At 42.4% G+C, this 12,916-nt stretch carries 10 protein-coding genes and 1 pseudogene; 1 reads left to right on the top strand and 10 read right to left on the bottom strand.

Annotation, left to right across the window (positions count from 1 at the left end):
• Nucleotides 1-280 precede the first annotated feature (280 nt).
• From wrbA to cdaA, 7 genes and pseudogenes are all read right to left on the bottom strand, one after another.
• Nucleotides 281-892, bottom strand: coding sequence for an NAD(P)H:quinone oxidoreductase (wrbA, locus tag FFL34_RS10145; RefSeq protein ID WP_138603342.1), 612 nt, complete (start codon nt 890-892; stop codon nt 281-283).
• Between the two features lie 189 nt (nt 893-1,081).
• Entirely contained in the window at nt 1,082-1,534 is a 453-nt protein-coding gene (locus FFL34_RS10140) for a MarR family winged helix-turn-helix transcriptional regulator (RefSeq protein ID WP_138603341.1), read from the bottom strand.
• Between the two features lie 443 nt (nt 1,535-1,977).
• Nucleotides 1,978-3,780, bottom strand: coding sequence for a glutamine--fructose-6-phosphate transaminase (isomerizing) (gene glmS, locus FFL34_RS10135; protein WP_138603340.1), 1,803 nt, complete (start codon nt 3,778-3,780; stop codon nt 1,978-1,980).
• A gap of 568 nt (nt 3,781-4,348) precedes the next feature.
• Nucleotides 4,349-5,248 carry a cation diffusion facilitator family transporter gene (locus FFL34_RS10130; RefSeq protein WP_138603339.1) on the bottom strand — a complete coding sequence of 300 codons (900 nt, stop codon included), beginning with the start codon at nt 5,246-5,248 and terminating at the stop codon, nt 4,349-4,351.
• Between the two features lie 304 nt (nt 5,249-5,552).
• Nucleotides 5,553-6,898: pseudogene (gene glmM / locus FFL34_RS10125) on the bottom strand (phosphoglucosamine mutase).
• A gap of 73 nt (nt 6,899-6,971) precedes the next feature.
• Nucleotides 6,972-8,198 (bottom strand): CdaR family protein, encoded by a 1,227-nt coding sequence (locus FFL34_RS10120; RefSeq protein ID WP_138603338.1) that lies wholly within the window; start codon nt 8,196-8,198, stop codon nt 6,972-6,974.
• A complete protein-coding gene (cdaA, locus tag FFL34_RS10115) occupies nt 8,191-9,006 on the bottom strand; it encodes a diadenylate cyclase CdaA (protein WP_138603337.1) in 816 nt (271 codons plus the stop codon). The genes FFL34_RS10120 and cdaA overlap by 8 nt, the downstream gene beginning before the upstream one ends.
• A 365-nt stretch (nt 9,007-9,371) precedes the next feature.
• Here cdaA and FFL34_RS10110 point away from each other — a divergent pair, with 365 nt between their 5' ends.
• Nucleotides 9,372-9,518, top strand: coding sequence for an aspartyl-phosphate phosphatase Spo0E family protein (locus FFL34_RS10110; RefSeq protein ID WP_234031470.1), 147 nt, complete (start codon nt 9,372-9,374; stop codon nt 9,516-9,518).
• 211 nt (nt 9,519-9,729) lie between these two features.
• On the opposite strand, the gene rocF is transcribed toward FFL34_RS10110, so the two are convergent.
• The 3 genes from rocF to mvaD all read right to left on the bottom strand — a co-directional run bounded on the left by rocF (nt 9,730) and on the right by mvaD (nt 12,901).
• Entirely contained in the window at nt 9,730-10,632 is a 903-nt protein-coding gene (rocF, locus tag FFL34_RS10105; RefSeq protein ID WP_138603336.1) for an arginase, read from the bottom strand.
• 181 nt (nt 10,633-10,813) lie between these two features.
• Nucleotides 10,814-11,914 (bottom strand): phosphomevalonate kinase, encoded by a 1,101-nt coding sequence (locus tag FFL34_RS10100; RefSeq protein WP_234031469.1) that lies wholly within the window; start codon nt 11,912-11,914, stop codon nt 10,814-10,816.
• A 9-nt stretch (nt 11,915-11,923) separates the two neighbouring features.
• On the bottom strand, nt 11,924-12,901 hold the full coding sequence (gene mvaD / locus FFL34_RS10095; protein ID WP_138603334.1) for a diphosphomevalonate decarboxylase: 978 nt from the start codon (nt 12,899-12,901) through the stop codon (nt 11,924-11,926).
• Nucleotides 12,902-12,916 lie beyond the last annotated feature (15 nt).

Below are 12,916 nucleotides of genomic sequence, written 5' to 3'. Positions count from 1 at the left end.
AATCCCCCGAATTTTAAAATTCCCAACCAAAGAACGCCCACCCGATAAAAGCAATAATGGCCATGATAAGTGCAACCACCTTTAGTACCGAACCGCCAAACCGCATTCCCTACCTGCAAGCGAATCCCTTTATCAACTATTTTAATAAAAGCATGAACTGATTACAACGCTCACATGACAAACCGTATATTTTACACGTCGTGGCCATTTTAATTGCCCTTGCTCATCCAAAAGAGCCAATCAGTGTTTGATTGGCTCTTTCCATATATAGATTCATCCTTTATTGTTTTCCTTTTTTAACCCACTCTGCAACTGTCACTGTACGTTTTGCTTGATACTTCACGGCATCTTCAACATCTTCAACCATTTTGCCTTCCTGATCAACTGTTACACTTGTTCCGTATGGATTTCCACCAGCACCGAATAGTACCGGATCTGAGTAACCAGGTGTAGCAATAATAGCACCCCAGTGCATCATAGAAGTATATAGGGATAACAATGTAGCTTCCTGACCGCCATGTGGGTTTTGTGCAGAAGTCATACCACTTACTACTTTATTCACTGTCTTACCACTTCCCCATAATCCGCCTTGAATATCAAGGAATTGTTTCATTTGTGACGGCAAGTTACCGAATCGTGTTGGCATACTGAATATAATTGCATCGGCCCACTCAATATCTTCTGAAGTTGCTACTGGAACATCTTTCGTTGCTTCGACAGTTGCTTTCCAACTTTCATTTCCCTCAATAACAGAATCAGGAGCTAATTCTTGCACCTTCAATACGCTAACTTCCGCACCTGCTTGTTTAGCTCCTTCTTCAGCCCATTTCGCTAATTGATAGTTGGTACCCCCCATGCTATAGAAAACTACTGCTAATTTTACGTTTGACATCTATTCCATCTCCTTTGATTTACTGTATAATTTTTCTCGTAATTTCATTTATTGCACCGCTTGAAATAGCTGTGACATGGTGTACTCCTTTTAGCTCTTTCCTAGAATTCCATTAATTATTAATGAATGATTTTTTAACATTTATTACCATTTCATATATTACTAAACTGATATGTTCGTATAAAAAATTTAGACATCTTCTGCATAGTAGCCTAATTTTTTTAATTGTTGAATCATGGCCTCTTTTTCATTAGTGTCTAAACCAGCTAAAATTTGTTGGATGGCCACTTTGTGTTCAGGAAAAATTTCATCCATTAATTCCTTACCATTCGATGTTATTGTTGCAAAAGTAATTCGACGATCTGTTGGACACGGTTTTCTATTTAATAATTTTTTCTTCTCCAACTTATCTACAACATACGTAATACTACTACTTGCGATTAATACTTTTTCACCAATTTTTTGTATTGGTTGATCACCTTTATTGTAAATCAACTCAAGAACGGCGAATTCAGTTGGGTTTAATCCTAGACATTTTATATCTTCTTCAACACGCTTTTTAATTGAATTAAAAGTTCGGGTTAAAACAATAAATAACTTTAGAGATAGTTCCTCCTGTTGAAGTTTGTTCTGATCATTCACGAGTAATCCCCCTATTTATCTCGATTTCGAGACAATTATATACTTAGTAACTATGGTTTGTCAACTGAATCAATTTTACTCAACTTTCGCAACCTGATATTTTTGTGTACAGAAAACAACCTTTTAGAAAACAGCTTTTATGCTTATCAAGGTTGTCAAAGAAACAGTTAGAAGTATTTTTCAAGTTTGCCACAGTTAACTGTTCGAGCTTTATTTTTTGGCGAGTAAATTTGGAATTTTATAATTATTATCTTGAATCCTTTAAGTAACGTATGGCTGAGTAACTGCGCATTGATACAATCTGCAGCTAATAAAAACGAGTGGATTTTGGAATAATAACCCATTTCCACTCGTTTTAGAATATTCATCTTTTATTGTTGTCATTTTTAGTGCGGTATTCAACTTATTTGTAGCCACAATACTCATACAATCACACAAACTACCTATTCCACCGTTACACTTTTCGCCAAATTTCTCGGTTTATCAACATCACAATTACGACGCAATGCTGCATAATAAGCGAGCAATTGCAAAGGAACGGCACTGACAAGCGGTGTCAGTAGCTCATGAACATGTGGTACAACAAATGCATCACTATCATGCTCAAGGCCTTTCATGCTGAATATAATATCATTCGCGCCTCGTGCAACGACTTCCTGCACATTGCTACGAATAGAATCATTGACATTTTCCTGCGTTGCCAGCACGATGACCGGGGTGCCCCCTTCAATCAAAGCGATGGTTCCGTGCTTTAATTCACCGCCGGCAAAACCTTCTGCCTGAATATAGGAGATTTCCTTCAGCTTCAATGCCCCCTCCAGGCAGACAAAATAGTCCGTGCTTCTGCCAATGAAAAAGGCATTGCGGGTTGTTCCGAGGTTTTCCCGGACAAGCCTCTCTATTGTTTCTTTTTGATCAGTCAGCATCTCCATGGCATTGGCGACAATGGCTAGCTCCTGCATCGGGTCAAAGTCCAATTGCATCCCCTTGGCACGTGCACTATCAACTGCCAATATGGCCAGAACGGCGATTTGTGCTGTGTATGCTTTTGTTGAAGCAACTGCAATTTCTGGTCCTGCGTGCAGATGCAGCGTATAGTTCGCTTCACGAGAAAGGGTTGATCCTGGCACATTTGTAATCGTCAGTGCCGGATGTCCCATTTCCTTTATTTTAACCAGTACGGAACGACTGTCAGCCGTTTCACCGCTTTGCGAAATGAAAACAAATAACGGTTTTTCTGACAGCAGCGGCATGTTATATGAAAACTCACTAGCCACATGTACTTCTACCGGAATACCGGCCATTTTCTCCAGGAACTGTTTGCCGATGAGGCCCGCATGATAACTTGTGCCTGCAGCAATAATATAGATATGGTCACATGCTTTCACAGCACTTCGTATATCTTCATCCAATTTTAGACGCTCGGAATCATCCTGGTATTCCTGTATAATTCGGCGCATGACAAATGGCTGTTCGTCGATTTCCTTTAGCATAAAGTGTGGGTATGTCCCTTTTTCCGTATCACTGACGTCAATTTGTGCTGTAAATGGCTTGCGATGAACGACCGTACCATCCAGCTTTTGCAATTGAACAAAATGGCGATTAACAAGGACTATCTCCTGATCATTGATTTCCAGATATTGATCAGTTTCTTTTAATGTAGCCATGGCATCACTGGCCACCACGTTAAATCCGTCACCCAGGCCGACGAGCAAGGGGCTTTTATTTTTGGCAGCGTAAATCGTATCCGGATCTTGTTTATCCATTAAACCAAGCGCATACGAACCTTTCAAGCTGCTTATCGTTTGACGGAACGCTTCAGCATTGTCCTGATATGTCTCCATATTCTTCTCAACGAGCTGAACGATGACCTCGGTATCAGTTTCACTGCCAAACGTCACGCCATCGAGATAATCATTTTTCAATTCCTGGTAGTTTTCGATGACACCATTATGAACAAGTACAAATCTGCCTGAGGAACTTTGATGCGGGTGTGCATTCTCCGCACTTGGTCCCCCATGTGTTGCCCAGCGCGTATGACCGATTCCCATAGTTGATGCAATGCTGTCATCAACACGTTCGCGTAGTGTGTTGATTCGTCCTTTCACTTTGAACGTATGAAGGTCTGCATCATCACGTATCGCAATCCCCGCCGAATCATAACCTCGATATTCGAGTTTTTCCAATCCGTTGAGTAAAACATTTTTTGTATCATGCTGTCCAATATATCCTACAATTCCACACATCGCTGTTTCCTCCTTGATTCAAGGGGCAACAAACGACCGTATGATAAGGGGCGTCTTGTTGCCCCTTTCTCGTGATTGTTTTTCATTCATCTTACCTAGTCCTTTGTCCAGCAAGTCGCCTCACTGTTTTCGGAAAAGGTGTCACAGCTGAGATGTGCAGCCGGGAGGTACCCGCCGATACATTCGATAACCTCCACCTCGTCAACTATTTTCATTACCGTCCAGAAAATAGTCCAGGCGCTTTCTATCCGGTACGTTATCTCTCGCCCCTTTCTGTATGTGAATCCATCCCTTAACATATTTTAACCGTATCTGTTCACCCGGTCAATTATTTTCGGGAAGGATGGTGATAGTATACGTATGCTCGCGTTCTTACGGATGTGTGTCGAAACACATTCGGAGGTCAAGGAGGCAGACTATAATAAAGCAGGAGATACCATATAGGCCTCACCTGCCTACAGTCATTCTGTCCGTGGTATCTTGCCAAAGCTCCGCATCTTACCCGCGCGCATTAGGGAAAAACAACAGACATATGCAGTTGCAAATTAGCAGCTTAATTTGCAAGCGATTAATCCGTGGAATATGGGTTGATATGGACAAGCACATCATGAACATCCTCATGGTCGTTCATCAATTTATTTTTTACTCGCTTGGAAATATAATGGGCTTCTTCAACATCAAGGGCAGCATCTACGCTAACTTTAAGGTCAACAACGACATATGCCCCATGAGTTCGCGCTCGTATCTCATCTACTTGCTTGACACCTTGTACATTTTTTGCCGTCACAATGTACTGCTTGCTTTCCTCATCATCCAGTACGTTCTCAAGTACCAAGTCGATTGATTCGCGTGCCATTTTATAGCCCAAGATGATAATAAACAAGGCCACAATGACACCGGCAATAGGATCTAAATATACGAGCTGATTCACTTCAAGCCGCTCCCCGATCATTGCCCCGCCGACACCTAATAGTACTCCAAACGATGATAAGGCGTCCGAACGGTGATGCCATGCATCGGCTGTCAGCGCCGGACTGTTAATCCGTTTACCCAAACGAAATTTATATTGATAGAGCATCTCTTTGGCAACAATGGAAATAATGACAGCTGCAAGTGCAACCCCTGTTGGTGCTGAAGGCTTTTCTCCCCAAAAAACTTTCACTGAAGACCAGGCAATTTCAAAACCCGCTAATATTAGTAAAATCGAGACAATCATCGCAGCAATATTCTCTGCCTTTCCATGGCCATATGGATGTTCTTTATCGGGTGGTTTATTCGCATAACGTATCCCCGCCAAAATAGCGACAGAACTGACGACATCTGAGGCAGAATGGACTGCATCGGCAATCAGTGCCCTACTCCCTGATAGCCATCCTGCTATACCTTTCATTACAGATAATAACAGATTACCAGTAATGCCTACCCAGGAAGCAAGTTGTGCCTTCCGACTCCGTTGTTGCTGATCCATAGCGCAGCCTCCCAAAATTGCTGATCTCTTCCAACAATTATCCTTGACTAATCGGGTAATTGTATTAAACAGTTTCTATATCATAGCAAATCAAAACCGTCTGGGTCTATAGCAATCTTGTTGCGGCTTCCAAGGAATGTAAACAGTATACAAATGAGTCACATTAGGTCAAAAAGGTTTCATTAAGGAAAAAATGGAGCCGGACGTGGCTTAACTTTGCAAGTAAATGTCATATTGCTAAATTTTAAAGTTTCTTATCTTTCAAAAAAAGCTCCTCCCTTTCAAGGAGAAGCTTCTATGAATACTAGTCTTTCATTCCCAGCAAATCATCAATTACCGAAGTAACTTTAGAACCATATTTTTCACAGTCCTCTTTGGTTGGCGCTTCCACCATGACACGCACAAGCGGCTCTGTTCCAGATGGTCGCACAAGTACACGGCCCTCTCCACCCATTTCATCTTCTACAGCATTAATGGTTTCCTGAATTCTTTGATTTGTCATGACTTTGTGCTTGTCAATAACGCGTACATTCTTTAGCACTTGCGGATAAATGACCATTTCACCTGCTAGCTCTGACAGCGGCTTTCCTGTTTCCTGCATAACGTTTACTAGTTGCAAAGCCGTCAACATTCCATCGCCAGTCGTATTGTAATCAAGGAAAATAACGTGTCCGGACTGTTCTCCCCCAAGTTATAGCCACCTTTACGCATCTCCTCCATGACATACCGATCGCCTACTGAAGTTTTGTCACTGCGCATGCCATTTTCTTCAAGTGCTTTATAAAAGCCAAGATTACTCATAACGGTAGAGACAACTGTATGATGATGTAATAGACCTTTTTGATTCATATATTTACCACAAATATACATGATTTGGTCACCATCAACAATGGCTCCATTCTCATCAACGGCAATAAGGCGATCTCCGTCACCGTCAAAAGCAAGACCAACATCTGCACCTTTTTCTTTTACTAACTTCTGCAACGCCTCCGGCTGAGTAGATCCGACACCGTCATTAATATTCAACCCATTTGGTGAAGAACCAATCGTGTGAATATCTGCCTCAAGGTCAGCAAACAGATGTGCTGCGAGACTTGAAGTAGAGCCATGCGCACAGTCAAGCGCTATTTGCAAATCTTCAAAATCATTATCAATGGAATCTTTTAGAAAGGAGAGATACTTTTGTCCGCCTTCAAAATAATCGTTGACCACACCTATATCAGCACCGGTTGGACGAGGAAGATTATCTTCATCAACCATAAGCCGCTCGATTTCATCCTCCTCACTATCCGATAATTTAAAACCATCCGGACCAAAAAATTTAATTCCGTTATCTTCAACAGGATTATGTGAGGCAGAAATCATGACCCCTGCTTCTGAGTTCGTTGCCCTTGTCAAATAAGCAACTCCTGGTGTAGAGATAACCCCCAGACGCATCACTTCTGCTCCTATGGACAACAAGCCAGCTACAAGTGCTCCTTCCAACATATGGCCGGAGACCCGGGGATCCCTCCCCACTAGAATCTTAGGCTTTTCGACTCCCTTGGTCAGGGCATAACCGCCGAATCGTCCTAATCTATATGCTAATTCCGGTGTCAACTCTGTGTTGGCTATTCCTCTGACACCATCTGTTCCAAAATACTTTCCCATGTTGTACCTCTCCTTTACGTCCATTTCACCATTCAAAAGTTCATTTACTGTACAATACTAATTTATTATATCATCATGAAATGTCGATGGTTACTTGTTCATATTCACCGCGAGCGTTAACGTTATCGGGAACGCTGATCTTAACCGGGATTTCATGTTCGCCGTTATCTAGCCCTTCTGCGTCAAGAACAATGCGAAGATTATCTTTTGAAACCTTGCTGAGGTTATCTACATTTCCAATTACATTAAGATCCATCTCAGGGGTTTCCGGATTAATAAAAGCTATATCTTGTCCATCATCAAGGTTTTCTATAGTGACTGGGACATTTTTAAATGTTTTATTGCGTTCCAGTTCAACGGTTACCTCAACAGAACCATCTCCAGAAACACTTGCACCGTCCGGCAGTGCAAGCTTAGTATCAATCGTCCCGGACGTATTTAAGTCAGTCAAATCGATTTTTTCCGTTTTCACTTCCTCTATATTCTGCAAAACTTCACTTGTTCCGAATACTTTCACTTTATCCATGTTAGCAGATATGGAAGCTAATGAATACCCATCAGGCAACTCGCCAGCAGTAGCCACACTTACAGGAACTGTTTTGTTAGGATTGCTAATGGTTACTGAGACATTAACACTTGATGGCTCTATGCGGGTATTCAGTTCATTTCCTCTAGCATCATACACCTTTACCGGAACTTCGCGACTGTCAATAGATTCCTTGACCCCTGCAACATCGACAAATGCTTTAACAATGGCGATTTGATTAATCACTTCTTTGGAGCTTGTAATGGTCACCTGTTGAGGCTCGGTTCGTGAGCTTTCAATCTGATAACCTTCCGGGAACTCATCCTCATTAATATAATCAACAGCCACAGGAAACTTTTTCGACGCCCGTTCCTCAATTGTTACCTCTATCGTCTTAGGTTCGATATAAACATTTAGTTCATCTGGGATGCCTGTGTGCTTTAACTCAACTGTATGCGTTCCGGCTTCAAGCCCTTCAAGATTAACATAGATGTCAAAGTTCTGGTTACGAGCTGTGGCTGTTAATGTACCTGTTGACCCTTCAAGCGAAACCGCTGCAAATTCAGGTACGCCACTGACAACGAATCTTTCCCCATCAATCCGTATATTAACAGGTACATTCTCAATCGTCTGAACATCAGCATTTGAATTCGGTAAAAGCCGCGATTCATTTTGATACTGATCCATCTCAACCTGTACAAACACATATAATGAAATAGCGAAAGCGAGGGAGATAGCCCGAACGAACCATGGGCTCTTAAACCAATTATCCATTATCTTTCCTCCTCTGATGACGAGACTTGGATTCAGAGGCTCTCAATGACAGCGACAATTTCTCCCGAAGATATTGGCGCAATCCTTCCTGGCTTAGTTCCCGTTTCATTTCTCCATTTTCCGTACAGGATATACCTCCTGTTTCCTCCGATACGACAATGGTGACGGCATCGGTAACTTCACTAATGCCCATTGCCGCCCGGTGTCGGGTGCCTAGTTCCTTTGATATGAATGGGCTTTCGGATAATGGTAAGTAGCAGGCTGCCGCCAGAATCTCTTCATCTTTGATAATAACCGCCCCATCATGCAGCGGTGTGTTAGGTGTGAAAATATTTGTCAGTAGCTGATGCGTCAATTTCCCACTTATCGGAATGCCTGTCTCTGCATAATCACCAATCCCTGTTTCGCGCTCAATGGAAATTAATGCACCAATTCGCCGTTTAGCCATATACTGGCAGGACTGAACAATAGCTTCCACCTTGTGCTCCAGTACTTCTTCTTCGGAGCTGGATCCACGCGAGAAAATATTCCCTCGACCTAACTGTTCCAATGCCCTTCTAAGCTCAGGCTGAAATAATATGATAATGACTACAAAACCCCATTTAATGACCTGATTTGTAATATATTGAATAGTATGCAGTTCAAAAACAATGCTGAACGCCCAGACAAGCAAAACAACGACAATTCCTTTTAATAGCTGAATTGCCTTGGTACCTCTGATCAGCATGATTAATTTATACAAAACATACCAGACGAGAGCTATGTCTACGCCGATTCGAAGCAGGTCCAGAAATCCCCCATCAAGCACGTTCACACTTCCTTCCGACATGTATACTTCTACGTATAACCGTATCCATTATATCATAATTTCAATTGTATCATGTTCAATTATAAACATAAAAGCAGAACTTCTCTATTCCGGTAAATTTCACTATACTCCATGCACTAGTACGGGGTAGGAATGCCTCTTAATTGAAAGAACCTAGTTTTACTCTCTGTTCTTGGCATTCAACCTTCATCTGGCACAGATACTTAATATTTCCGGGGTAATATAGTCCTGTAGTTCCTGCCATACAGTAACACCTTGAAAGGTTTAAAAAAGTGATAAACGTTTAAATGTTAATTAAATCGGATATCTTCATAGTATACTCTGCTAGATAGGAGGGCGCATTGGTGGACAATAATTCCAAATTGAAGGAGATTGAAAAGTACCGGAACGAAATGATAAGAACAGGCGATAAATATGGATTAACATCACCAGCCGCCATTCAATCCAGTCAACGATTAGATGAATTATTGAACAGCTATCAGAATGCCTAACGAAGTAAAATAGAAATATTATAAATAAAAAATAAAGACATGAGGGGATTCATGTCTTTTTTTGTTTCCTGAGGCGTGATCCCCTTGCTACTTAATTGTCGCTTCAACCGGGGGTGACGACATATTTAAAGACATCCTGTGAGGCGGATGCCTTTTTTGTAATGCAGGAAAATATAAAATGAGCGATACAATTTCACCTTTGTTTAATATATCATTTTAGCTTTTCGCCAAATAATGAGCCGATTAAACCGACTGCTTGTGACGCCGTTTTATTTTTATCGTCAAGAATCGGATTCACTTCTACAAACCCTGCTGATGTTATCATATCTGCTTCTGCTAGCATTTCCATTGCCAGGTGACTTTCACGATACGACAATCCGCCAAGTACAGGGGTGCCGACTCCTGGTGCCTCTTCCGGATCAAGTCCATCCAGATCAAGACTTAAATGAACGCCATCCGTTCGTTCCCGCAAATAATTGATTGCCTCGGTTACCACCTGAGACATTCCCATTCGATCTATTTCATGCATCGAATAAACATTGATTCCTTTTTCTTGTATCAGTTCCTTTTCACCTGGATCCAGCGAACGAGCTCCAATAATCACAATGTTCTCAGGTTTAACTTTAGGTGCATAATCAAGAATGGTCGTAAGTTTGTCATGGCCAATACCAATACTGACGGCAAGCGGCATTCCATGTATATTTCCTGATGGCGATGTGTCACCGGAATTAAGATCACCGTGTGCGTCATACCAGATGACACCAAGATTTTGAAAATGTTTAGCCGCACCTGCCAAGCTACCTATCGCAATGCTATGATCCCCACCAAGTATCAATGGAAAGTGGCTTTCTACAATTTCTTTATCTACCAGTTCAGCGAGTTTTTGATTACTCTCAGCCACTTGCTTAAGGTTTCGTAAGTTCCCATCTTGTATTTCATTTTTACCATCCGGACGAGAAACCGGAACATCACCTAAATCATTAATATGATAACCCAAATTCTCCAGCCTTTCGACAACACCGGCATAACGGATTGCACTTGGTCCCATATCGACACCGCGTCTGTTCTGCCCTAAATCCATTGGAACACCAATAATAGACATATTCTTTCTCATTGTCATTGCCCCCCTTTGGCTAAATTGTAGCTCAAGAAGTAGCTATGACTCAACTTGACAACAGACTGAATATTTATACACCCGGAAAGTTGAATACCGATAGTTTTCCAGTACTGTTACGTTTAGGTGCTTCACTTTCTTCAAAATAAAAAGCAAGTGTGTCAGTGATAGACACAACTTGCTAAATAACTGAAGCACCGGTCATACAAGGATGCATTTCCAGCGGTTTAATACCTGCTTCTTGCCATGCCCGCATCAATTGTTTCGCCTGTTCTTCCGATGGCATGAAGGCAATCCCACAATCTCCGCCACCCGCACCGGACGGCTTACCTGCACCACCAAAATCTTCGGCAAGGTTACACAATGTAGTAAGCATGGGTGTTTCTATTTCTGCATTGGCATGTTGACCGAGTGTAGCCAGGGTGCGCCTGTTTTGCCTGACACCCTTAAAGAGTAATTCGGGGTCTCCAGTTTTAATTCCCTGTAAAAAGCTGGTGACTGCTCTTTTGCTGTCTGTTATAAATTTATTGTACAGCTCTGGCGAGGAATCTTTAAGCATAGAAATTTTCCCGATTAGCTTTGACGTTGATGCTGGTGAGCCTGTCCAACCTATGCACAAATATACGCTGTTCGGAAGTTTAACAGGTTTTGCTGAAAAGTACGGCCATTCTTGTTCCACAAGTTCTGTAATGCTGTCCGTGTCCCCATACGCCTTTTTGAGCCACTCAGCTTGGAATGATGAATATTCTAGCCAACCTCCATAGGAAGACGCAGCAACATCTGCTCCAGAACCGCTTCCTTGTGTCATAACATGGGAAACAGCCGCCAGCTTGAAGACCAGTGTTTCCGGCGGTTTTTTCGGGAGGAACTTAGCCAACATAGCGGACGTAACCGATGTAACGACCGCTGCACTCGAACCAAGTCCATACTTCCGTCCCGATGCATCATCAAGTTCACTGCGGACGGACAGCCGAAAATTACTAAGTGTATAGTTGTTCTCTCTTAGATATGTATACACAACGGACATAGCATTTTCAACAAATGTCACACGTGAATCTGTTGTTTTGATACGTACAGTATCCCCTTCATACGCCCAAGCCAGTCCCTGCAACTGGAATGATTCAAGGGAAACGCGATTTTCCGTACTATCTTCCAACGTTGCATAAACAAAACGATCGACAGCCATGACGGCTAGTTTTTGATACGGCTCTAGCACAGCAAATTCCCCCGCAATCATCAGTTTGCCGGGGACACGTACCGTTAATGGTGAATTAGGCAACATATTCAACCCCTACACGTAGGATATTCCTTGACCTGGCTTGCTCACAATGACATCCCGAACACCTGCAATCGAACGGAGCTTGTGCTGTACTGTTTCCTCATCTTCGGGCAAGTAAAGGACCTTAACATTCGGACCAGCATCAATCGTAAAATAGGCTGGTACACCTGAAGACCTCAAATCCCTTACCGCTTCCATAATTAAGAATGTCGTACTCTGCCAGTACGTAAACGGTGGATGAGCAGCCAGTGTTGTCGCATGCATTCTAAGACAATTTACCTCAGCAATCGACCCGACCTTTTCAAAATCCTTATGCATAATGCCTTTTTTTATTGTTATAAGATCTGTCGGGATACTTTCCACCCAGCTCGGATAAAAGGACGATGTGTTTACCGTTCTTTCCATGCCTTCCCTGCTTAATATCTTTTTGGCATCAGAAGACATAACAGCAGCAGCAACTCTTATATCCCAATGGTTCGCAGGCGCTATCGGAATTGCATGCGAGTCAGATCCGTCTTCTTTCAACCCTTTTTCCCATTCGACAAAACCACCATATACCGAGCGGCACGCGGATCCTGACCCTTGTCTTGTCAGCACAGATAGTTCCTGGTTGTTAAGCTGCATGCCAATTGCCTTCGATGCAGCCGCAGCCAATGCGGCAAAGCCAGATGCTGACGACGCCAAACCGGCAGCAGTCGGTACATGATTAACCGAATGGACTTCGGCATATACATCAGTTCTTCCTGCTTTTTCCCGAACCCGGTCTAAAAATGATGTGACCCGCTGATACGCTTTACCAGTAATGCAATCATTGTTCAGATAAAAAACATCCGCTGTTAAGTAATCATGAAATTCGACAGTCGTCTCCGTATAAAAACCATCCAGTGTCAGCGAAAGACTGTTATTCATTGGAAGTATTAAAGACCTGTCCCGTTTTCCCCAATATTTAATTAAGGCAATATTTGTGTGGGCTCGAGCTGTTGCCTTCATGTCACGACTCCTTTA

It is taken from the genome of Lentibacillus cibarius, from assembly GCF_005887555.1.
GTDB classification, from domain to species: domain Bacteria; phylum Bacillota; class Bacilli; order Bacillales; family Amphibacillaceae; genus Lentibacillus; species Lentibacillus cibarius.
This window is presented reverse-complemented; position numbering and strand designations above follow the sequence as displayed.